The following is a 21,482-nucleotide window of genomic DNA, read 5'->3' on the forward strand; positions in this document are numbered from 1 at the left end:
TGGCTCAAGCGGTCTGGATGTAGCTCCGCATCGCTTCTGCCTCCAGAACAACCTGATCCATACGCGCCTTCACCAGATCACCGATCGAAATAAATCCGCACATCACCCCATTCTCGACCACGGGCAAGTGGCGGATGCGGCGGCGAGTCATCAGGCCAAGGGCTTCATCGACCTTGGCAGTCGTCTCGACCGTAATCGCCGGGGCGGTCATCACTTCTCCGACTTTCTTTTCAAGACAGGCCGAGCCTTCATCAGCCATACGATAAATCACGTCGCGTTCGGAAAAAATTCCGGCGAGCTGACTTCCCTCCATAACCGGCAAAGCGCCAATCCGTTTTCCTGCAAGCGTGGCGACAACATCGCCCACAGCATCATTGACGTCGCATGTGAAAATGTCGGAGCTCGCCCGGCCCGCTATCAATTGGGAAATTTCCATCTATCTATCCCTCTTTTCCGCGCAGAGTGTGCCACGAAGCGCGGGTAATTGCGAATCGGTTTGGTAAACAGATATTGCATGCGCTGCTTCGCAAGAGCATGAGGCGCGTATGTTGCCCAAATCGCCACTCGATAATCCGGAAACTGCCGCCTTCGCTTGGGCCCGGTATAAGCGGCTGATGCGCTTTATGCTGTTTGTCACAATCGGCGTGGTCGTGCTGGCCCTGGCGCTCCTCTATGATGGTGAAAGCCCGGCCTCGGTGCATTTCTACATCGCAACCGCGCTGGCGATCGGGGGCATGATGCTGCTGACGTCGGCCTTGATGGGGCTGGTGTTCCTGTCGAACGCCAGCGGCCATGATGAAAGCATAACTGGCAAATCAGAAGATAGCGAAGCTGGCGACTAAGCCTGCCGGCTGGCTTCATATTCCAGTTTCATGTGCCGGCTTCATGGGCCGGATCGCGCAGCCTGAATTCCTCCACCGGCTCCCCGCCAATAAGATGCTCCTGGATGATCCGTTCGAGAACGTCCTCTGTACACGAATGATACCAGACACGGTCGGGCCACACGACCGCTATTGGGCCTGAGGCGCAAATCTGCAGGCAATCGGCTTTGGCACGCTGTACGCCGCCCGAGCCATCGGCCTGTTTCGGGCCGACCAGCTTCAGTTCCTTGAGCCTCCGCTTGAGGAAATTCCACGCGCGCGCGCCGTCTTCATAGGCGCAGCACTTTTGTTTTTCCGACACCGCGCAGAGAAAAATCTCTCGCTCGACCGTTTCTCCGCCTATTTTAGCGAGGGCAAGCTGCGCGCGGACCAGATCCGCCTGATTGCTCATTCTTCGGCAATTGCTGGTGCCGACGGAGCAATCGAATCCTTGCCCAACCACCGATCGAGCCAGGCAAATACTGTATTGTGCCATTGCAGCGAGTTCTTCGGCTTGAGCACCCAGTGGTTTTCGTCGGGGAAGACCAGAAGCTGCGCGGGAACGCCGCGCTCCTGCAGGGCGGTGAAACTTTGCAACCCTTGCGAATAGGGAACGCGATAATCCTTTTCGCCGGTAATCACGAGCATTGGCGTTTTCCAGTTCTCGACGTGATTGACCGGGTTGTATTTCTCATACTCTTCGCTTGCCTCGGCATAGGAGCCGCCAAAATCCCACCGCGGAAACCACAGTTCTTCGGTCGAATAATAGAAGCTGCGCATGTCGAACAAACCGTCATGCTGGACCAGACAATCGAACCGGTCGGGCCATTTTCCGGCGATCCAGTTCATCATGAAGCCGCCATAGGATGCGCCCACCGCGCACGCCTTGCTGCCGTCAATCTGCGGGTCCGAAGCGAGCGCCGCGGCGAGACCTTTCTGCAGATCCTCCAGCGGCTTGCCGCCCCAATCGCGGTTGATCGAGTCCGTGAAATCCTGCCCGTAACCGGTGCTGCCGTGGAAATCGACTGAGATCACTGCATAACCTTGGCTGGCAAGCACTTTGGGATTCCAGCGAGTGGACCAACCATCATTGAAGGACCCTTGCGGGCCGCCATGAACGTAAAGAATTGCGGGGAGACGACCTGTGTGATTTTCGGGCTTGGTGATCTGGCCCCACACCGTTTCACCCTCTGCCCCGGCAAAGTTGAACCGGGTCGTCACAACCGATGCGCGCTCGCCCATGAATGTGGTCGCGACATCGGAAAGCGGTTCAGCCTGGCCAAAGTTTCTGGACAGGAACAGCTCCGAAGGGGCGCCGATTGAGTTGCGGGTGAACAACATGCGGTTGCCCGGCAGGGGCGTGACATCGCCAATACGCGCTTCGTTTCCGGCCATCAGATCGAGCCGCTCCACCGCGCCGGTTCTCGGATCGATTTTGAAAGCTGGCGTGTCGAGAACGTCCTGCGCACCCGCGATGATCCACCGGGAATCGGGTGTCCAAGTGAACGAACCGAAGGATCGGTCAAATCCTTCGGTCAATGCGCGCGTTTCGCCTGTCGCGACATTGCGCAGATGGATAACCAACCGGTCGGATTCATACCCCGCGCGTTCCATTGCCGCATAGGCAAGCCATTTTCCGTCGGGCGAGGGTGCCGGGTAATTGTCATAGGCTTCATTGGCATCGGTCAGATTGACCGGCGCATTGCCATCGAGCGACGACCAATAGATATCGACATTGGTTGAGGCCGGTTCATCCCGGTCCACTTTCCGGGCAGAGAAATACAATCCGGAGCTGTCGGGCGCCCAGGCGATCTGTTCGCCGCCACCGAACGGTTTGGTCGGCGTGTCTCCAACCAGCGCATCTTCGCCATCGGGCCCGTCGGCCGCCGAACCGGTGCCCACTGCTTTGCCATCCACCATATCGAAAGCGAATAGGCGGTTATAGGTTCCCGGCGTTTCCCATGTGTCCCAATGCCGGTAGAAACCGCCTTCGGCATCATAGAGCCGGCCCGTTCCCGGTCCGGGCAAATGGGCTTTTGCATCGCCTTCGCAACCGAAGGCAACGCAGTCGCGGCCTACATCACCAAAAACCGCGATCTTTGCCGCGTCGGGGGACACTTGAAACCCCTGCACATCGGTGGGGAGATCGGTCACTTGCATAGGACCGGTGACATTGCCGCTCGCTTCGAGTGCGGCTCTCCATACTTGTGTCGATCCGATTTCACCCTCTTGTGCGTCACTCGCCGGGCGATCGGACAGGAAATACAGCCAACTGTCTGAACCGAAAGCAAGACTATGCGCCGATCCACCCAGATCAACCGCGACTGGGGCGGAGCTGGTATCGGTCAAATCCTGCAGAAAATGCGCCGTGGAGCGCGCGAAACTCTCCGGTTCTGTCGTAGTGACCGAATAGAGGGCGAACTTCCCATCGGGCGTTGTCGTGGGGGAACCAAGCCGCGGCATGGTGACCAGATCGGCCGCGCTCATCGGCGGACGATCTTCAGAGCTGGCGGCTGGTGCGGAATGGTCATCCGCGCGGGCGGGGCTGGCGATTGCCAATGCGGCGAGTGAAGCGGAAAGCGCTAGTTTTTTGATCATGCGCGAAGGATTAGACGCTCACCCGTAAGGCGCAAGCCCCGTCATCTCTCTATTTGTGCGAGCTGGTTCAAAGCTGGCTTAGTCGCGTTTCCCGGCAATCCGCGAAATCTCGTCTTTGACCATCTTTTCGACCATGCCAGGCAAGTTGGCATCAAGCCATTCGGCAAGCATTGGCCGCAACATTTCGCGGACCAGACCTTCCAAGGAAGTTTCTCCGGAACGGACGATTTGTGGCGGGACGCCGGGTTCCGCCATCATGGCCAAGGCCGCTAGATTTTCCCGCATAGTTGTCCGCGCAGAATCTGTGGTCAGCGGCGTATCGTCTTCCTCTGAGTCGGAGAGATCGGCATCCTCGAATTCGAGATCGCCTTCTTCAATAAGCTCAGCCGTGCCCAGATCGAGAATCTCTTCGGCATCCGCGTCGTCACCGGTTTCAGCTGCGCCTTCGATTAAGCCTTCTTCTTCACGCTTGCGCCGCTGTGCTCCAGCGCTTGCACGGTTGTCGCGCGCAATCACTTTCTTGATCGATTCAAGAATTTCCTCAACTGACGCTTCGCCTTGCTGGCGCATGATAGCTTCGCCCCCGATATCGCGGCTTATTGACCGCTGTCTGATTCGACCTGTGTCGCCTCTGTTGCGGGAATGTCTGCGTCAGGAGCAGGAATGTCAACGGTGCGTGTCGAAACCGCGACCGGATCAGGGTCACGGTCCCAATCCCAGAACTTGTCCTTAACGCGGTCAAAATTGACTGTCGGATCGTAAAGCAGACCCTCGCCATCGAGACCCAGATCACGAGCTTCAGCGCGGCCCATCGCAGCCAGTAGGCTGAAGCCGGCAACATAGGCATTGCGGCGGGCTGTGACCAATTGGACACGCGCAGCCAACAATTCCTGTTCAGCGTTGAGCACATCAAGAATGGTGCGGTTGCCGATCGAGTTTTCGGCGCGGGTTCCTTCGAGGCTCAGTTCAGCGGCAGCCACCGCCGTTCGTGAACTTTCGATAATCGCATTGGCCGCCTGCCAGCTGGAGTAAGCAGCGCGGACTTGGGCGATGACGTCGCGCTCGGCAGCGATCACTTGTTCAAACGCAGCGCTGGCACGCGCGCTGGCTTGCCGCTGCAAGGCGGCGGGCCGTCCACCCTGAAAAATCGGGATGCTCAGCCGCACGCCGGCTTGCGCGCCGGTGGCGGTTTGCGCGCTCGGCACGGTCGGGCCGTTCGGATCGTTGGGATCTACCGGAATATCGGGGACGCTACCGAGGAAATTCTGGTAATTGTAGCGCGTGAACAGGCTGACAGTGGGCAGCCGACCTGCGCCTGCGACATCCACATCATATCCGGCAGCTTCTGCGCGCTCCTTGGCGGCAATCAGATCGGGGTTGTTTTCTAAAGCGAAAAATACCGCTTCTTGCGCCGTGTCGGGAAGGCCGGGCAATGGCGGAGGCGGCTGCAGATCATCAGGCGCTGATCCGACCAGACGGATATAGGTTTCGCGCGCTGAAATTAGATTGGCCTGTGCAGAGCGCAAATCGCTTTGGGACACGGCCAGCCGCGACTGAGATTGCGCAATATCGGTGCGGGTCAAATCACCAATTTCGAAGCGATCCTCGGTGGCCTGTAGGTTGACCGAGAGAACATCTACCTGATTGGCCGACAAGGCAACGATCGCCTCGTTGCGGATCACGTCCATATAGGCTGCAACGACCTGGCTGAAAATTGCCGATTCGGTTCCGCGCAAATCCGCTCGACCCGCTTCGACACGCTCTTTCGCGGCGCGAATTCCGTTCTTGACCGAGCCGCCCAAATAAATCGGCACACCCAGATCGACATCGGCGTTGAGCACGCGGTTCGGCGTAAAGAAACTGGTCGAATTCTGCTTGAGAAATTCTGTCTGTGTAACCGTACTGCTGACACTGGGCAGTCCGCTGGCCTTCTGGATCGGCACATTCTCATCGGTAGCGCGCTGGTTTGCCCGCGCAGCCTGCAGCGTCGGATTGGTCTGGTACGCCTCAACCAAGGCTTCGCGCAGCGTATCTGCATAAGCGGGGGTAGCGACAATTGCCGCACCGGCGAGCAGCGCCAATTTGCCGAACCGCTTTGACATATTTCTAGAAGCTCCAGCCCTTAGGCGCGTCAAATTCCGCGAGGCGGGGGATGCCGGTTTCGGCAAGCGGAAGGAGCGCAAGATCGCTACCCGTTTTCTGTCCGATGGCCAGCTTGGTCACACCCTTTGTGGCAATTCCGGTTACGATCCGCCCATTTGCTGCCAGGCGCTTCACAAGCGTCGCTGGAATGGCTTCAGCAGCACCATCAACGAGAATGAGCGAATAGGTCTTGCGCTTGCTGGTTTTTGCGGCCGCCTCTTGCGGGTCGATCACATCAACCGAAGCGACAATGGGTTTAACCAGAGCCGGAAGGTATCCACTTCCTGCATCCACCACCAGGACGCTATCCTCGGCAGTCGGCCGGGCTTCGGTCAGAACCATTCCGTAAAATAATGGCGCCGCAATCCGGCGGCCGTTTTCAAGCGGAATTGACCGGTCAATATAGGCGGTTCCCAGCGCGCTTGCGGGAACGTGCTTTTCGCGCGGAACGTCCAGCATCCGCGCGAGAACGAATTCGTCATTCACGCCGCTTGTGCGCAGCTGGCTATCGATCATCGAACGCCGTGCAGCGGCAAAACCGGCACTGTCGCCAGCGGGCGATCCCGGCTTTGTTTTGGTCAAAGTCATAGCATCTCTACTCATTTGATCTGTATTACATCGATAATACAGCTAGTCAATTCTCCGAAATCGGTCAGAGACTTCAAAAATCGAAACGGCCTTAGTGGCAAGGTAGCGGTGGGCCAAGTGCTTTGACGCTAGAGGGTGCGCGCGCCTATGGGAGGCCCAATCGACCGGTAGGAGTATGGAATCGATGAGCGACATTATCCGCATCACTGAAGAAGACCTGATCGAGAGCGTGGCAGACGCTCTGCAATATATCTCTTACTACCATCCGATGGACTATATCCGGGCTCTGGGCGAAGCCTACAAGGCCGAGCAAGGCCCGGCAGCGAAAGATGCGATAGCCCAAATTCTGACCAACAGCCGGATGTGCGCAGAGGGGCATCGTCCGATTTGCCAGGATACCGGCATCGTCAATGTGTTCGTCAAATGGGGGCAGGATTGCCGCCTCGAATCCAAGCGCAGTTTGCAGGACGTGGTCGATGATGGCGTGCGCAAGGCCTATATGCATCCGGAAAACAAGCTGCGCGCGTCGATATTGGCGGACCCCGCTTTCACGCGCCGCAATACCCGCGATAACACGCCCTGCGTTCTATCGGTGGAGATGGTGCCGGGTAGCACTGTAGAAATCGACGTCGCAGCCAAAGGTGGCGGAAGTGAGAACAAGAGCAAGTTCAAAATGATGAACCCGAGCGACAACATCGTCGACTGGGTGCTCGAACAAATTCCTTCGATGGGTGCTGGCTGGTGCCCGCCGGGAATGCTCGGGATCGGAATCGGCGGCACCGCGGAACATTGCATGCGGCTGGCCAAACAGAGCCTGATGGACCCGATCGATATGGGGCAGCTGAAACAGCGCGGCGCCAGCAGCGATATCGAACAATTGCGGATCGACATTTTCGATGCGGTCAACGCGCAAGGGGTTGGCGCGCAGGGCCTGGGCGGGCTTTCCACCGTTCTGGACGTGAAAATCTATGATGCGCCGTGCCATGCGGCGGGGAAACCGGTTGCGATGATTCCCAATTGCGCGGCAACACGCCATGCGCATTTCACTCTCGATGGCTCGGGTCCGACCTATTTGGAGCAGCCCAAGCTGGACGAATGGCCCGATGTCAATTGGCAGCCAGACAGCGAGGCCAAACGCGTCGATCTCGACAATCTGACGCAAGAGGAAGTGGCAAGCTGGGACCATGGTGACCGTCTGCTCCTTTCGGGCAAAATGCTGACCGGTCGCGATGCCGCGCATAAGCGGATCCAGGATATGCTCGCCAAAGGCGAAGAACTGCCGGTCGATTTCAGAGGCCGCGCGATCTATTATGTTGGTCCGGTCGATCCGGTGATGGGCGAAGCGGTTGGACCGGCCGGCCCGACCACCGCGACGCGGATGGACAAATTCACCGAAATGATGCTCGATCAGGGCTTGCTGGCGATGATCGGCAAGGCAGAGCGGGGTGCGGATGCGGTGGATGTGATCAGCCGTTTTAAAGTGGCCTATCTGATGGCGACGGGCGGGGCGGCCTATCTTGTTTCGCGCGCGATCAAGGAAGCCAAAGTGGTCGGATTCGAAGATCTGGGCATGGAAGCAATCTACGAATTCACCGTGGAAAATATGCCGGTAACCGTCGCCGTCGACAGCGCCGGAAACAACGTACACACCTTGGCGCCCGCCCGCTGGAAAGAGAGGATCGCCAAGGAAGGCTTGCTCGCCTGAACGACCGACCGACCAGCGCGCTCGACGAAGGGCCGAGTCATTTCGACGACGGCGCTGGCCTCGCTTGCGCGTTGCAGGCTAAGGCGGGGATATAAATATGGAAACCGAACTATCCCCCCATACCCCTGCGCGCGTCCCGTTCCGGACGGTCTTGATCTCGATGATCGGGCTGTGGCTATGCTATTTCCTGCTCACGACATTGCGCGGTTCGATTGTCGGGCTCGAACCGCAATTCGACATGCTGTGGCGGCGGGGAATCGTAACGCTCGCAGGCCTCGCAATCACCATGGTTCTGTGGCTGCTCTTGCGGCTGTTCGATGCACGCCCACTATGGATGAAAGTGGGCGCCGCGCTGATTCTGGCGCTGCCCGCGGCGGTCCTCGTCGCGCAAGTGAACCAGGCTGCATTCTGGTCAGTCCAGGACAAGATTACCGAACGGATGGGCAAGGAACGCGGCGTGGGCATCCGGCGCGACGAATCGGGCAACATCTTTATCGAAGTCCCGCAGAACCGCGATGCTGCAGATTCGATTGATGAAGAATTGCCCGCACAGGAAGTGCTGATCGCCACGGCGCCAACCGGCTGGGATAGCTGGAAGGCAATCGTCGATATTGCGATCGGGCGCTATTTCCTGCTGCTGGCGTGGTCATCGCTCTATTTTGCATTGTTGGCGATCGCGCAAGTGAAAGTGGCCGAGCGGCGTGAAAGCGAATTTCGCCGACTAGCCAAAGAGGCAGAGCTGCGATCGCTGCGCTATCAGGTAAATCCGCATTTCCTGTTCAATTCGCTCAACTCACTCAGCGCATTGGTAATGACTGGCAAAGCCGATCGCGCCGAGGAAATGATTCAGACGCTCTCCAGTTTCTACCGGCACAGTCTTGCCGATGATACGACATCGGATGTCGACCTGGCTGACGAATTTGCCCTCCAGCAGCATTATCTAGAGATTGAATCGATCCGCTTTCCGGAGCGACTGATTATCGAAATCGACCTTCCCGACGATCTGCAAGATGCGCGAATTCCGGGAATGATATTGCAGCCGTTGATCGAAAATTCGGTCAAATATGCCGTCGCGCCGCTGACGCGCCCGGTCCGCATCCGGGTTGCCGCGCGCGAGGATTATGGCCGGCTGGCGCTTACGGTAAGCGATGACGGCCCCGGTTCGAAAGACATAGCCGAACCGGGCTTCGGCATCGGTCTTGCCAATGTTCGGGACCGCTTGCGGGCGCGCTTTGGCAATGAAGCGACGATTACAGCAGGCCCCACCGAGACTGGCTATTCGACCGAGATTCGCGTCCCTCTCAGGAAACATGACTAGCGCATATTATGGCTGACACCGGAAACGATACCGCCCTTCGCACCCTGATTGTCGATGATGAACCGCTCGCCGTAGAGCGGATGCAAGTCATCTGTGCGAAGCTGAAAGATCTCGCGGTTGTCGGCACTGCAAGCGATGGATCGGCTGCGCTGCGCCTGATTGAAGCGCTCAGGCCCGATCTGGTCTTGCTCGACATGACCATGCCCGAAGTCGACGGCCTCTCGGTGGCTCGCGCATTGGCGGATATGGACCATCGCCCGGCGATAATTTTCGTGACCGCCCATGATAATTTCGCGGTCGAGGCATTCGATCTGGATGCAGTGGATTACGTCCTGAAACCGGTGGCGACCGAGCGATTGGGACGGGCGATTGATCGCGCCATGGCGCGCCGCGGCGAACGCGAATCTGCCGAAAGCGAGTGGCTGGCCGAATTGTGGGTGCCCCATCGCAGCGAGCTACTGCGGATCGAGGTGTCGCAAGTCAGCCAGATCGATGCAGAGCGCGATTATGTGCGGCTTCATGTCGGTGAGCGCACTTATTTACTGCTCCAGACAATTGCCGGTCTGGAAGAACGGTTAAATCCGGCAGAGTTTATCCGCATCCATCGCTCCACCATTTTGCGCCGCGACAGTATTCGCGGACTCAGGCATGACGGGCTGGGCGTATGGTCGGTCGAGCTGGAAGATGGAGAGGCGCTGCGGATCGGGCGGACTTATCTGCCCAAAGTGAAAGCAATGGCCGGGCGGTAAAGCGCGCCGCGCCTACCCCTCGCCTGTAAGCTCGATAATCCGCCGCAAGACACGTTTGGTCTCGGCAATTTCGCCTTCGGTGAAATGGTCGGCAAGATCAGCTTCAAGCGCTTTGCCGAAAGCAAGCATTTCGACAAACAATTTGCGCCCGCTATCGGCCAGATCATATCCATCCGAACCGGCGCAGATGAGCCCCTTGCTTTCCATGCTGGCAAGCAAATTGCCGTCTTTGTGCCCCGTGTGCGGTAGGCGTTCGGCAATCGCTTCGCCTGACAGTGGCGCTTCCATGGCCAGCATCGCCAGCGCCATATATTCTTCCATCGACAAGCCGTTTTCGGCAAGCTTCTCTCGCGTCGGGCGCGATGTGTGGAAATGCGCCCGCGAGAGCAGGTAAAAGAGAAAGTCGTCGCTGAACTGGCCATGTTCGATGTCGATCGATTGGCCCGCCTCGCCAACCGGTCTCGGGCGACGCTCCACATAGCGCCCGCCATGAAACAGCAATGGCGCTTCGTCTCGGGCATCGAACGACACCACTTCGCCTACCAGGATGATGTGATCGCCGCCTTCATATTGATGTCTGGTGCGGCATTCGAACAAGGCCGCATGGTGGCTGAATATGGGCGAACCGAGTTCGCCAACCGACCAATCAACCGCAGCGAATTTGTCTTCGCCCGAGCGGGCGAAAAGATTGGACAGCGCCTCCTGGCTAGCGGCCAGTACGTGTATTGCGAAATGGCCGCTATTGCAGAAGGCTTCGCGCGAAAGACTGCTTTTTGCCAATGACCACAAGACAAGCGGGGGATCGAGGCTGACCGAGTTGAAGCTGCTGGCAGTCACCCCGACGGGCTGGCCATCGCCGCCCATTGTTGTTGCGATGGTTACTCCGGTCGCAAACGAGCCCAGAGCATTGCGAAACTCAATTTCCGGATTGCTACTATTCTGCACCGCGTCGCAGTAGCATTTTTCCCCGACTTAGGAAGAGCTCTCGCGCGATATTGCAATCACGAAAAAGGCCCGGGCCGGGGGACTGAACCGGCTCGGGCCTGGCCCTGCGCATGTCTAGGGGTTCGCAGGGACGTCTCGGTTGTCGGGGGATCCTCAACCGCCGAGATTACGATCCTGCACCACCGCAGCCATCTGCCGCGACGCTTGCTTCTTGGCCTTGGCATAACACGCTTTGGCCGACGGGTCGGAAATCCGCGTGCCCATTGTGTGATCGCCAAGCTTGCAGACCTTCTTTGCTGCGCGGTCGATGCGCTGTTCGAGCTTCGCCTGACCTTCGGCGGTGCTCAGATTCAGATCGCGATATTGGATCGAAATGCTGTCGGCGAAGGCAGGGGCTGCGGTACATGCCGCGCTGATGGCTGCAAGGGTGATTAGTGACTTTCTCATAGTGCTTCCTCCATGCGGACCTTTCCGGTGAAGGGGGGTGAAAGGTCCGTCTCTTTGCCTCTCGGGCGACTATTGGAATAGGCCGGGAGCGAAAGGGATGCAGCACAGCGTCGATCGCGTGCTGCAATTGCTCGACCAAGAGCGCCGATTTTGACGGGCGGCTGAAAATGCAGGACGAACGGCGCTTGCGAAGCGACGAGCGATTATGCACTAGAGCGTTCATGGCTATCGCGCTCATATTCCTCCTCGGGATCGGCAATTTCGCGCTGCACAAGGCGGTAATGCAGAGCGGGCACCCGATGATCGGGCAAATTCCGTGGCTTGCCCATGCCAATGGAAGGCGCATTGCCTTTGGTCTTGAATTTCTGGTTCTGGTTGCCGCCCTATTGCTTGTGACGAATGGCTGGCCCGGTCTTGCCTGGGGGTATTTGATCTATTCGGTTATCAACGGGCTGTCGGGCTGGCTGATCCTGTCGGGCAAGATATGACCGCGCCCATCCGCCTTTTTCATGTGAGCGATGTTCATTTCGGTGTGGAACATACCGACGCGATGGCCTGGTTTGCTGATGCTGTTCACGCTGAAAAGCCGGATGCCGTGATATGCACCGGCGACCTTACCCAACGCGCAACGCACAAACAGTTCGATCAGGCCCGCCTTTTCTTCGAAAGCCTGAAAGTGCCGGTCACGCTTGAGCCGGGCAATCACGACATGCCCTATTACAATCTGTGGGAACGATTCACGCAGCCCTATAAAAGGTATGGCGCTCTTGCGGATTCGGTCGGGGCGATATTGTCATTCGACCATTGCGTGATCATCTCGCTCAAGACCACCGTGCGTATCCAGCCGCGCTTCCCATGGTCCGACGGCTATGTGCACAAAGATGCGTTGGCGGCGACATTGCGGGAGGTCGAGGCGCTATCGGGTGATGGGCGCTTTCTGATTGTCAGCTGCCACCACCCCCTATTGCCGGCAAAGCCGGACGAGAAGAACCCGACGATTGGCGGCGATGCAGCCTTTGCTGCTTTGGCTGATGCGGGTGTCGATGCGATTCTGACGGGTCACGTCCATGTTCCTTTCGATTTGACTCGCGCCTCGGGCAACCGGTCTGTGCGAATGGTCGGCGCGGGAACATTGTCGACACGGCTGCGCGGCGCCGAGCCCGGCTATAATGTTGTGACCTATGATCCGACCGAAGGGCTTGGCGTCGAGCAGAGGGTGTTCGGTTTAGAAAGCTGAGCGCCGAAAAAAAGGCGGCCCGTTTCCGGACCGCCCCTTTTTTTTTGAAATCGAAAACGTAAGTGAATTAACGCTTCGAGAACTGGAAGCTACGGCGTGCTTTCGCTTTACCGTATTTCTTACGTTCAACCACACGGCTGTCGCGGGTCAGGAAGCCAGCGGCTTTGACCGTGCTGCGAAGCGCAGGCTCGTATTTGGTCAGGGCTTGGCTGATGCCGTGCTTCACTGCACCGGCTTGGCCCGACAGACCGCCGCCGCGAACGGTCGCGATAATGTCATACTGGCCTTCACGCTCGGTAATGGTGAAGGGCTGGTTCAGAACCAGGCGCAGAGTCGGACGTGCAAAATACACTTCCTGATCGCGACCATTGACTGTGATCTTGCCGGTGCCGGGCTTCAGCCACACGCGCGCTTTGGCATCTTTACGGCGGCCGGTTGCATAGGCGCGGCCGAGATCGTCGATTTCCTGTTCGCGCAGTGGTGCCGTTTCGACAACCACATTCTCAGCGGTTTCAGCGTCCGCAGCAGGTGCGTCAGCAGCGATGTCTTTCAGATCAGCCAGATCGGAGACGGTATCTTTGGTATCGGCCATTATGCAGACGCCTTATTCTTGCGGTTCATCGAGGCAACATCCATCACTTTGGGCTTGTTGCCATCGTGTGGATGCTCGGTGCCCTTATACAGGTGCAGGGCACGCATCTGGTCACGGCCAAGCGGGCCGCGCGGGATCATGCGCTGGATTGCTTTTTCAAGAACACGCTCAGGGAACTTGCCTTCGAGAATTTTCTCGGGCGTGGTTTCCTTGATGCCGCCGGGGTGGCCGGTGTGCTTGTAATAGACTTTGTTCGCGGCTTTGTTGCCGGTGAACTTCACCTTGTCGGCGTTGATGATGATCACGTGGTCACCACAATCGACATGCGGGGTATAGCTTGGCTTGTGTTTGCCGCGAAGCAGGTTCGCGACGATAGCAGCCAGACGGCCAACGACGAGGTTTTCCGCGTCGATGAGATGCCATTTCTTTTCGACGTCAGCCGGTTTTACCGACTGAGTCACTTTGCTGAGAGCCTTCATGGGCTGTGTCCATTCCTAAAATCTGATGCGGCACCGAAGTGCTGCCGGGCTCACGAATCTCTCACCGAGGTCCGCGAAGAGCGCGCGAAATGATGGTTTAGGGCGCAGAAGTCAAGCAAATCCGCGCATCACGGGGGAGGTAAAATAATACCGTATTTATTTGCGCAGGCTGATTCTCACCCTGTCAGATCTTTGAGCCAAGCGGCGGTAGCACCGGCGCTGGCATCGCATTTCCAGCCCAATATTGCTGGCGTGTTGTAGGGATGCAGCGCCTCGAGCCGTGCCACGGCTTTATTCAGCAGCGTGCCGTCCGTCTTGAACAACACGCCTACTTCATTGGCGGTATCGACCGTGCCTTGCCATAGGAACAGCGATGTAACGCCATCCATCATATTGGCACAGGCGACCAGCTTCTCTTCGACTAGCTTGCCGGAAATTTCCGCCGCTTGCTGCTTGTCAGCGAAAACGGTCCAGATCAGCGCGCTCACGCTTTGCGGCCCAGCAGATGCGCCCCCCACGCGACGGCAGCCACCAGCAATGCGCCTACAGCCTGATGTGCAGTGGCCACCCACAGGTCAACTCCGGTCCAAACCGTCGCGATGCCGAGCAGGATCTGAATTCCAAATGCGGAGTGAATTGCAATCGATGCCCGCCGGTCAAAAGGGCGGACTTTGCGCGCCAGAACCACCAGCGCGATAACCGCAACCCAAGCCCACCAGCGGTGGAGGAAGTGAAGAAGGAACGGATCATGCGTGATCGCCAAAAACAGCCCCTTCGATGCATCGAACTCGGGAACCAGGCGGCCCTGCATCAACGGCCAGCTATCCGACGCAAGTCCAGCATTGAGCCCGGCAACCCACGCGCCGAGCAGCAACTGGATAAACAGCACCAGGATGACCAGAAGCGAAAGGCCGGTAAGGCGCGCGGGCCGTGCTTCGGGAATGCTGTTGAGGCGGCGAAGATCAAGCGCGGTCCAAACCAGCCCGCCCAGGGTAAACAGCGCCGTTAGCAAGTGGATGGAGAGCCAAAAATGGCTGACATCGGTTACTTCGGTGGACAGTCCGGAGCGGACCATGAACCAGCCGAACGCACCTTGCATCGCGCCCAGCGCAAGCAACGCCAGCAGCCTCCATTTGTAGCCGGTAGGAATCTGCCCTTTGACCCAAAACCATGCGAGCGGAAGCGCATAGACCAGACCCAGCAACCGCCCGAGGAATCGGTGAAACCACTCCCAGAAATAGATGAATTTGTAATCCGCCAGAGTCATTCCGGCAGGGCCGTTGATCTGCTTATACTCGCCGATCTTCTGATAGGCTTCGAACTCTGCCTGCCATTGCGCTTCGTTGAGCGGGGGAATGGCCCCGGTCAGCGGTTTCCATTCGGTTATCGACAATCCCGATTCGGTTAGCCGGGTGATCCCGCCAACGATGACCATCACGACAATCAGGACCGCTACGGCAAACAGCCACCGCGCGAGCAGATCTGGTCGTCCGAGATTGGGTGTCGGCGCGCCGATGGCGTCGCTCTGGGAAGATGCATTATTCATGGCGCCCCCAATGCTATTGTGATCCGCAATGCACAAGACGATATTATGCAAGACACCTTGCGAAATGTTACACTATAACATACATGCTCCGGGACATGAGCCGCACATTTCAATCGATTCGCGCACGTCTAGATCGTGCGGGCGTGGTCCTCTCGGGCCTGTGCGTTGCACATTGCCTGCTCTCGATCCTTATCGTTTCGGCCCTCGGAATAGGCGGTGAGCTATTATTCGCACCGGCGATACATCGCATTGGACTGGCGCTGGCGCTGGTTATCGCAGCGGTCGCAATCGGATGGGGCGCAATCCAGCACCGGCGCGCGGCCCCCTTCGTAATTGCGATGATGGGTTTGACCTTCATGGGCGGGGCCTTGGCCGTACCGCACGGTGTTCACGAAGTGGTCTTGACCGTGATTGGTGTGACTTTGGTGTCGATCGGCCACATTCTCAACTTGCGCCCGCACTTGCCTAAGGCGGATTGACCGCTATCTGGCTGGCATGAGCCAGACACTTTCCATCACCGTCAACGGCGAAAGCCGCCAATCCACTGCTAGCACCATTGCCGCGCTTGTGCAGGAACTCGATCTCGATCCGGCGAAGGTCGCGGTTGAACGCAATAGCGAAATCGTACCGCGTTCGACGCTTGCAGAAGTTGCATTGGCCGACGGGGATGTCCTGGAGATCGTCCATTTCGTCGGCGGAGGCGACCATGCGGGTGAAAGTGACAGCTGGGAAGTTGCCGGGCAACGCTTCACGTCACGGCTGATTGTTGGTACCGGCAAATACAAGGATTTCGAACAGAACGCCGCCGCGGTTGAGGCTTCTGGCGCCGAAATCGTCACGGTCGCTGTACGCCGGGTCAACGTCTCCGATCCGAAAGCGCCAATGCTGACCGACTATATCGACCCCAAGAAGATTACTTATCTTCCCAATACCGCGGGCTGTTTCACCGCCGATGAGGCGATCCGGACTTTGCGCTTGGCGCGCGAAGCGGGCGGCTGGGAACTGGTCAAGCTCGAGGTTCTTGGCGAAGCGCGCACGCTTTACCCCGATATGCGCGAAACACTTCAAGCCACCGAAACGTTGGCCAAAGAAGGCTTCAAGCCCATGGTCTATTGTGTCGACGATCCAATCGCGGCGAAGCAGTTGGAGGAAGCAGGCGCGGTCGCGGTGATGCCGCTGGGCGCACCGATCGGATCGGGCCTTGGCATCCAAAACCGCGTTACCATCAGGCTTATCGTAGAAGGTGCAAATGTCCCTGTTCTGGTCGATGCCGGCGTCGGCACGGCATCAGACGCAGCGGTCGGTATGGAACTCGGTTGCGACGGCATTCTGATGAACACCGCCATTGCCGAAGCAAAAGATCCACTGAAAATGGCGCATGCGATGAAGCTCGCGGTGCAAGCAGGCCGACACGCTTATCTTTCCGGCCGGATGGGTACGCGCAAATATGCTGACCCGAGCAGCCCGCTGGCCGGGCTTATTTGATTCGACCCTCATTCGTCGGGCGGAATGCGTCCGAATTCGTTGGCTACCTCCCACCAGATCGGGCGGCCGCGCAGGTGCCCTTTGGCCGCCTACGCCTTCGGCTTCGACTCCGGCCTTGCGATCCGTCCGTTGGCGGATCGGACCATTCCAAGCCTTCAATCTTTGTCATGAACCTTGGTCGCGGCAGCCAGAGGGCGACTGCCCGACGGCCGGTCAGGCCGGAAGCCTAAGGGAGCGGATGCGACCGCCGGCGCTTGAGGCCAAACAAACAGACTCCGGCGACTGAGGGTCTAAACAAACAAACCACCTCCTAACCCAAAATTAACCATGTTGCGCGACAACCTCTCTCACAACAGAGGGGCATATTCTCATGGCGACTACTAGCACTGCATCGCTGACAATTGCTGAAATGCGCGAGTTTGCGAATTTCGATGCGGCAGAGCAACGCTACATCCGGCGCAGTCTTGATATTGGTCTGGGCCGCCAGGACGCGTTCAAGCTTTGGGCACGCGATGCGGCGGAGAATGCGGCTATACGCAGCCAGTATGTCGCCTACCAAGAGCTCAAAACACTGCGCGAGAGCATTCCGACGGCCACCGGCTTCGACGCCATCGAAGGCTTCATCGGCAAGCTCACCCGCGTTGCTGCGTTCGATCTGGCACAGGAACGGCTCGGTTGTTTTTCATCATTCCGCTTCTTGTATGAACGCCTGCTCGGCGCAGATGCGCGTCCGTGGCTACCCAGCGCGTTCTGTGCTGCCGCCGCACTTCCGCAAATCAGGCCAGAGCGTCGCAAGATGCTGCTGCAAAGTTTGAGCGAAGCTGCTGCCACTGCGCCCGGCTGGTCCGACGCGCGCCCAAGTTTCTTTCCTGAGTTTATCGAGAAAGAAGCCGCATAGCTTGTTTTGCCTCAAGCGCCGGCGCTCGTGTCCGCTCGCTTAGGCTTTCGCGCTAACCGCGCGTCGCCCGGCCGGGCTCTGGCTGCCGCGACCAAGAACAGGCACTAAACTGATGACTTGGAATGGACCGGTCCGCGTCGAGCGGACTGCAAGCGCGACCGCGCGCCCGAGCTTATGCGAGGTAGCCAAGGAATGCGGATGCATTCCGCCCGGCGACTGAGGGTCCAAAACAAAAGATCCTAACTCCGATACAAGCCGTCGATTCTTTCCCGATAGCGATCGCGGATCTTGTGACGGCGGATTTTCATGCTCGGTGTCATTTCCTCGTTTTCGACCGTGAATGCTTCGTCCGCGAAGGCAAATTGGCGGACCTTTTCGGTAACCGACACTTCGTTATTCACACGCGCGACCGCTTCGCTCACGGCCTTGCGAAATTCGGGTAAGCCTTGCAACTCGGCCAGATCAAACTTGATATCTTTGGCCCGCGCCCATTCGAGCGCCCATTCCGCGTCGGGCACGATCAGTCCGACCACATAAGGCCGCTGATCGCCAGAAATCATCGCTTGAGCAATCTCTTCCTGCAGCGTCAGCATGCCCTCAATCTTCTGAGGCGCGACATTGTCGCCCTTGTCGTTGACGATCATGTCTTTCTTGCGGTCGGTAATTTTGATCCGGCCCTTTTCATCGAGATGGCCGATATCGCCGGTATGCAGCCAGCCATCTTGCAGTGCCTTGTCGGTTTCGGCCTGGTTCTGCCAATAACCGCGCATCACCAGCTCGCCTTTGACGAGAATCTCTCCATCTTCCGCAATCTTCACATCGACTCCGCGCATTGGCGGGCCAACCGTATCCATCGCAATGCCAGTTTTGGGGCGGTTGCAACTGATAACCGGCCCCGCTTCTGTCTGGCCGTAGCCTTGCAGCATCGTCAGGCCCATTGCTTCGAAGAAGATCCCGACATCCGGATTGAGCGGCGCGCCGCCAGAAACCATCGCTTTGATCCGCCCGCCGAATTTCGCGCGGATTTTGGGGCGTAGCGCTTTCTCCAGAATGAAGTTCATCGGCCTGTCGCGCAGACGCATTTTGCCATTGGATTTGTGCTCGCCAATAGAGAGCGCCCGCTCCATCATATAATTGGCAGCTTTGCCCTGCTGGCTGACCTGTTTCATGATCCGCGTGCGCAGCACTTCGAATAGGCGCGGGACCACCACCATGATCGTCGGGCGGGTTTCTTCGATATTGCTGGCCAGTTTGTCCAAGCCTTGCGCGTAATAAATCTCTGCGCCAGCGCCGATTGGCAGATATTGCCCGCCCGAATGTTCATAGGCGTGGCTCAATGGCAGGAAGCTGAGGAACCGCTCATCATCTTCCAGACCAAAGTCGCTGGCGAGGATTTCTGCAGCGCCCGCGACATTGCACAGGATCGATCCATGGTGTTGCATGACCCCGCGCGGCGCGCCGCCGGTGCCGCTGGTATAAATGATGCACGCCGTCTGATCACGGGAGACTTTGGCCATGCGCGCATCCACGGCCTTGCGCGCCTCGGCGGCATCGCCAACCAGCATCGATGCCCAGCTGCGGCATGTCAGATCGCCCGACTGGAAAGTGCGAATTGGGTCAATCGGGATAATGTGGTCGGCAGTACCGGTGCGCATGATTGCAGGCAGCAACGGCTGCAACAGTTTCTCCTTGGAGACGACGACGGCCTTTGATCCCGAATTGTCAAGGATGTGCGCGTGGTCCCGTTCGGTATTGGTAATATAGGTGGGCACAGAAATGCAGCCCGCCGCCATGATTGCCAGATCGGCAATGCACCATTCGGGCCGGTTCTCCGACACAAGCATGACCCGGTCGCCATCGCCCAGGCCTATCTTGCGAAGGTTTTCGGCGAGCAAGCACACGCGATTGGCGGTTTCGGCCCAGCTGATGGTCTGCCATTCGCCATCGATCTTCGCGCCCAGGAATGGCGCGGAACCTTTCAGATCGGCGCGATTCAAAAATAGTTCGACCAGATTGTTGGCCGTATCAATGTCCGCTAGCTGCAAGGCTTGCTCCTGCTCCCAAACTCATTTCCGCTATTGCGGTTACATCTGATCTAGGCCGCTGCTGCCCCAGCGGCAAGGCGGTTTCGCCCGAAGCGCTAGGGTGTGGTTTCAAGCAGTCCGTCGAGGCGCGGATCGCGGGCGGACACCCATTCCTTGCCATTCCAGTGCACAACACCCGCTTTCAGCGGCGGTTTGCGGGCCGCAATCTGGCTGTGACCAAACTGCGCGAAAACATCCATCTGCTCTTCGAACCAGGTGCCCTCTTCCACCATCACACGGTCCCCAAAAGCCATCAACAAAGGCAGGCCCAGCGCCTTGTCGGCCGGCAAATCGAAGTCGATCAAACCGATAATCCCGCGCGCGGTCTGGACCGGGATGGTGGTGCCGCCGGCCGCGCCGATTGCGGCAAATGGTTTGCCATCGGGGCTGTAGATGATCGTCGGCGCCATCGAGCTGCGCGGTCGCTTGCCGCCCTCGACCCGATTGGCCACAGGCTTGCCATCCACGATAGGCGACCGGCTGAAATCGGTCAGTTCGTTGTTGAGATAGAACCCGCCAAAGATCAGCCCGGACCCGAAGGCCCCTTCGATTGTCGAGGTGTAGCTAACCATTGTTCCGTTCTTGTCGACGACAGCAAAATGGGATGTACCGTTCTCGGGCGGTTCGTCGCCATCGGCCCGCGCCAATGGTGCACCTGCGGGAATACCCGGCTGGACATTCGTGATCGCCGTTTCAGGATCGATCAACGCGCTGCGCCGCGCCAGATAGTCGCGATCGATCAGGCCCGCGACCGGGACGCTGACATAGTCGCCATCGGCAAGGTAAATTTCCCTGTCGGCATAGGCCAAGCGCTGCGATTCGAGGAACAGATGCCAGGTTGTGGGGCTGTCGGTCCCGAGTTCGCGCAAGTTAAACCGTTCGAGCTGGCCAAGGATTTGCACAACGGCTACCGCACCCGAAGAAGGCGGCCCCATCCCGCAGATCTTGTATCCGCGATAGGTTCCGCAAACCGGTTCGCGCTCTTTCGTGACATATCCGGCCACATCGTCAGCGGTCATCCCGCCTTCGCGCGGGGTGGCGGCGCGGACCGCATTTGCCATGCTCGCGGCGCTTTCGGACCGGTAGAAAGCATCGGGGCCGGCCGCTGCAATGGCTTCGAGCGTTTTGACTATGTCAGGATTGCGAATGATCGTACCAACCGGCTTCGGCTTGCCATCGCTGGTATAGTAGGTTGACCGGCCATATTCGGAGAGGCCGGCGCGGTCATATTGGCCATCGAGCGATTGGTACAGCCTGCGGTTCACCGCAAACCCGTCGCGTGCGAGAGCAATCGCCGGTTCGAAAAGCTGGCTCCATGGCAGAACGCCGTGCCGTTTATGTGCTTCGGCCACCATTGCAATGTTGCCCGGCACGCCGACACTGAGGCCGCTTAGCAAGGCTTCGCGATAGGGGCGCAATTCGCCATCCTCACCCATAAACCATTGTGGATCGGCCCCTGCAGGCGCGGTTTCGCGGCCATCGAGCGTTTCAACTTCTCCATCGGCGGTGCCGCGCACATAGAAGCCGCCGCCGCCAATGCCCGAGCTTTGCGGCTCGACCACGGTCAGAGCCAGCATGACGGCGATTGCCGCATCGGTGGCCGAACCGCCATCGGCGAGCATTTTCTCGCCCGCCGCCTGCGCACGTGGATCGGCGGCGCTGACCGAAGCTGTGGCCGAAGCCAGCGGGTCAGGGGTGCTGTTTAACCGGGGCAGATCGCCCGTATTTGGCTGGCAGGCAGCAAGTGTTAGGCCGGTGAGCGCCAGCGCTGCATAGCGGATTGGTTTGGTCAGAACATTCATGGTGATA

At 58.5% G+C, this 21,482-nt stretch carries 23 protein-coding genes; 9 read left to right on the forward strand and 14 right to left on the reverse strand.

Going from position 1 to position 21,482, the window contains the following annotated elements; all coding sequences use genetic code 11:
* Positions 1 to 4 precede the first annotated feature (4 nt).
* A complete protein-coding gene (locus tag GRI41_RS11380) occupies positions 5 to 436 on the reverse strand; it encodes a CBS domain-containing protein (protein WP_160605109.1) in 432 nt (143 codons plus the stop codon).
* Between the two features lie 109 nt (positions 437 to 545).
* Between GRI41_RS11380 and GRI41_RS11385 the strand changes: the two genes are divergently transcribed.
* Entirely contained in the window at positions 546 to 842 is a 297-nt protein-coding gene (locus GRI41_RS11385; protein ID WP_160605110.1) for a hypothetical protein, read from the forward strand.
* A gap of 28 nt (positions 843 to 870) precedes the next feature.
* On the opposite strand, the gene GRI41_RS11390 is transcribed toward GRI41_RS11385, so the two are convergent.
* The 5 genes from GRI41_RS11390 to GRI41_RS11410 all read right to left on the reverse strand — a co-directional run bounded on the left by GRI41_RS11390 (position 871) and on the right by GRI41_RS11410 (position 6,203).
* Positions 871 to 1,272, reverse strand: coding sequence for a (2Fe-2S) ferredoxin domain-containing protein (locus GRI41_RS11390; RefSeq protein ID WP_160605111.1), 402 nt, complete (start codon positions 1,270 to 1,272; stop codon positions 871 to 873).
* The gene (locus GRI41_RS11395) at positions 1,269 to 3,458 is read right to left on the reverse strand and encodes a S9 family peptidase (RefSeq protein WP_160605112.1); all 2,190 of its coding nucleotides are present in this window, start codon (positions 3,456 to 3,458) and stop codon (positions 1,269 to 1,271) included. Before GRI41_RS11395 ends, GRI41_RS11390 begins: the two co-directional genes overlap by 4 nt.
* Before the next feature lie 78 nt (positions 3,459 to 3,536).
* Positions 3,537 to 4,028, reverse strand: coding sequence for a DUF2497 domain-containing protein (locus GRI41_RS11400; RefSeq protein ID WP_160605113.1), 492 nt, complete (start codon positions 4,026 to 4,028; stop codon positions 3,537 to 3,539).
* A gap of 26 nt (positions 4,029 to 4,054) precedes the next feature.
* The gene (locus tag GRI41_RS11405; protein WP_160605114.1) at positions 4,055 to 5,560 is read right to left on the reverse strand and encodes a TolC family outer membrane protein; all 1,506 of its coding nucleotides are present in this window, start codon (positions 5,558 to 5,560) and stop codon (positions 4,055 to 4,057) included.
* 4 nt (positions 5,561 to 5,564) lie between these two features.
* Complete coding sequence (locus GRI41_RS11410; RefSeq protein ID WP_235901207.1) at positions 5,565 to 6,203, reverse strand: protein-L-isoaspartate O-methyltransferase family protein; 639 nt, start codon at positions 6,201 to 6,203, stop codon at positions 5,565 to 5,567.
* A 169-nt stretch (positions 6,204 to 6,372) separates the two neighbouring features.
* Here GRI41_RS11410 and GRI41_RS11415 point away from each other — a divergent pair, with 169 nt between their 5' ends.
* The 3 genes from GRI41_RS11415 to GRI41_RS11425 all read left to right on the forward strand — a co-directional run bounded on the left by GRI41_RS11415 (position 6,373) and on the right by GRI41_RS11425 (position 9,960).
* On the forward strand, positions 6,373 to 7,893 hold the full coding sequence (locus tag GRI41_RS11415) for a fumarate hydratase (protein ID WP_202388800.1): 1,521 nt from the start codon (positions 6,373 to 6,375) through the stop codon (positions 7,891 to 7,893).
* 97 nt (positions 7,894 to 7,990) lie between these two features.
* Positions 7,991 to 9,211: a sensor histidine kinase gene (locus tag GRI41_RS11420; protein WP_160605116.1), complete on the forward strand. Its 1,221-nt coding sequence runs from the start codon at positions 7,991 to 7,993 to the stop codon at positions 9,209 to 9,211.
* 8 nt (positions 9,212 to 9,219) lie between these two features.
* The gene (locus GRI41_RS11425) at positions 9,220 to 9,960 is read left to right on the forward strand and encodes a LytR/AlgR family response regulator transcription factor (RefSeq protein ID WP_160605117.1); all 741 of its coding nucleotides are present in this window, start codon (positions 9,220 to 9,222) and stop codon (positions 9,958 to 9,960) included.
* A gap of 12 nt (positions 9,961 to 9,972) precedes the next feature.
* Here the strand turns inward: GRI41_RS11425 and GRI41_RS11430 are convergent, their stop codons facing one another.
* Entirely contained in the window at positions 9,973 to 10,905 is a 933-nt protein-coding gene (locus tag GRI41_RS11430; protein ID WP_160605118.1) for a flavin reductase, read from the reverse strand.
* 153 nt (positions 10,906 to 11,058) lie between these two features.
* Complete coding sequence (locus tag GRI41_RS11435; RefSeq protein WP_160605119.1) at positions 11,059 to 11,352, reverse strand: UrcA family protein; 294 nt, start codon at positions 11,350 to 11,352, stop codon at positions 11,059 to 11,061.
* A 221-nt stretch (positions 11,353 to 11,573) separates the two neighbouring features.
* On the opposite strand from GRI41_RS11435, the gene GRI41_RS11440 reads away from it, so the two are divergent.
* Together GRI41_RS11440 and GRI41_RS11445 are read left to right on the forward strand one after the other, a co-directional pair.
* Positions 11,574 to 11,840, forward strand: coding sequence for a hypothetical protein (locus GRI41_RS11440; RefSeq protein ID WP_160605120.1), 267 nt, complete (start codon positions 11,574 to 11,576; stop codon positions 11,838 to 11,840).
* The gene (locus GRI41_RS11445; RefSeq protein ID WP_160605121.1) at positions 11,837 to 12,589 is read left to right on the forward strand and encodes a metallophosphoesterase family protein; all 753 of its coding nucleotides are present in this window, start codon (positions 11,837 to 11,839) and stop codon (positions 12,587 to 12,589) included. Before GRI41_RS11440 ends, GRI41_RS11445 begins: the two co-directional genes overlap by 4 nt.
* A gap of 67 nt (positions 12,590 to 12,656) precedes the next feature.
* Here GRI41_RS11445 and rpsI read toward each other — a convergent pair whose 3' ends face one another.
* From rpsI to GRI41_RS11465, 4 genes are all read right to left on the reverse strand, one after another.
* Positions 12,657 to 13,181, reverse strand: coding sequence for a 30S ribosomal protein S9 (gene rpsI, locus GRI41_RS11450; RefSeq protein WP_160605122.1), 525 nt, complete (start codon positions 13,179 to 13,181; stop codon positions 12,657 to 12,659).
* Complete coding sequence (rplM, locus tag GRI41_RS11455) at positions 13,181 to 13,660, reverse strand: 50S ribosomal protein L13 (RefSeq protein ID WP_160605123.1); 480 nt, start codon at positions 13,658 to 13,660, stop codon at positions 13,181 to 13,183. Before rplM ends, rpsI begins: the two co-directional genes overlap by 1 nt.
* Before the next feature lie 176 nt (positions 13,661 to 13,836).
* Positions 13,837 to 14,148, reverse strand: coding sequence for a divalent-cation tolerance protein CutA (cutA, locus tag GRI41_RS11460; RefSeq protein ID WP_160605124.1), 312 nt, complete (start codon positions 14,146 to 14,148; stop codon positions 13,837 to 13,839).
* Positions 14,145 to 15,206 (reverse strand): COX15/CtaA family protein, encoded by a 1,062-nt coding sequence (locus GRI41_RS11465; protein WP_160605125.1) that lies wholly within the window; start codon positions 15,204 to 15,206, stop codon positions 14,145 to 14,147. The genes cutA and GRI41_RS11465 overlap by 4 nt, the downstream gene beginning before the upstream one ends.
* A gap of 95 nt (positions 15,207 to 15,301) precedes the next feature.
* Here GRI41_RS11465 and GRI41_RS11470 point away from each other — a divergent pair, with 95 nt between their 5' ends.
* From GRI41_RS11470 to GRI41_RS11480, 3 genes are all read left to right on the forward strand, one after another.
* Complete coding sequence (locus GRI41_RS11470; protein WP_160605126.1) at positions 15,302 to 15,685, forward strand: MerC domain-containing protein; 384 nt, start codon at positions 15,302 to 15,304, stop codon at positions 15,683 to 15,685.
* A gap of 16 nt (positions 15,686 to 15,701) precedes the next feature.
* A complete protein-coding gene (gene thiS / locus GRI41_RS11475; protein WP_160605127.1) occupies positions 15,702 to 16,691 on the forward strand; it encodes a sulfur carrier protein ThiS in 990 nt (329 codons plus the stop codon).
* A gap of 370 nt (positions 16,692 to 17,061) precedes the next feature.
* Positions 17,062 to 17,589: a hypothetical protein gene (locus GRI41_RS11480; protein WP_160605128.1), complete on the forward strand. Its 528-nt coding sequence runs from the start codon at positions 17,062 to 17,064 to the stop codon at positions 17,587 to 17,589.
* Positions 17,590 to 17,828: 239 nt separating this feature from the next.
* Here the strand turns inward: GRI41_RS11480 and GRI41_RS11485 are convergent, their stop codons facing one another.
* Positions 17,829 to 19,634, reverse strand: coding sequence for an AMP-dependent synthetase/ligase (locus tag GRI41_RS11485; protein ID WP_160605129.1), 1,806 nt, complete (start codon positions 19,632 to 19,634; stop codon positions 17,829 to 17,831).
* A gap of 95 nt (positions 19,635 to 19,729) precedes the next feature.
* Positions 19,730 to 21,475 (reverse strand): gamma-glutamyltransferase, encoded by a 1,746-nt coding sequence (gene ggt / locus GRI41_RS11490; protein ID WP_160605130.1) that lies wholly within the window; start codon positions 21,473 to 21,475, stop codon positions 19,730 to 19,732.
* Positions 21,476 to 21,482: the final 7 nt, after the last annotated feature.

Origin of the sequence: Pontixanthobacter aquaemixtae, assembly GCF_009827395.1 — a bacterium.
GTDB lineage: Bacteria > Pseudomonadota > Alphaproteobacteria > Sphingomonadales > Sphingomonadaceae > Pontixanthobacter > Pontixanthobacter aquaemixtae.